The 303-nt window shown below is 33.0% G+C and carries 1 protein-coding gene; it reads left to right on the plus strand.

The genetic code is table 11. From position 1 onward, the window contains the following. Positions 1–303 (plus strand): phosphate signaling complex PhoU family protein (locus FOJ82_RS16055; RefSeq protein WP_281279961.1); only part of this gene is annotated, 303 nt, incomplete at both ends.

Raw genomic sequence — 303 nt, forward strand, 5'->3', positions numbered from 1 at the left:
AACAGATTATCTACGGCTGTAGAAATTCTTGTGACTGATAATATAGAAGAAGCTAGAAAACTGGTAAAAGCTGACTCAGAAATTAATCAGTTAGAATCAGCGATTAACGCCCATGCAATTAATTTAATTACCACTCAAGCACCTGTTGCTAGTGATTTACGTACCATTATTTCATGCATTAAAATTGCTGATGATCTTGAGAGAATAGGGGATAACATCAGTAATATTGCAGAAGTTAGAAAACGTATAAAAATTACTAATGAACGTACACTCTTAAGATTTAAAACCATGGAACGTTTAGCA

The sequence above is a fragment of the Tessaracoccus rhinocerotis genome, from assembly GCF_007197885.1.
GTDB lineage: Bacteria > Actinomycetota > Actinomycetes > Propionibacteriales > Propionibacteriaceae > Arachnia > Arachnia rhinocerotis.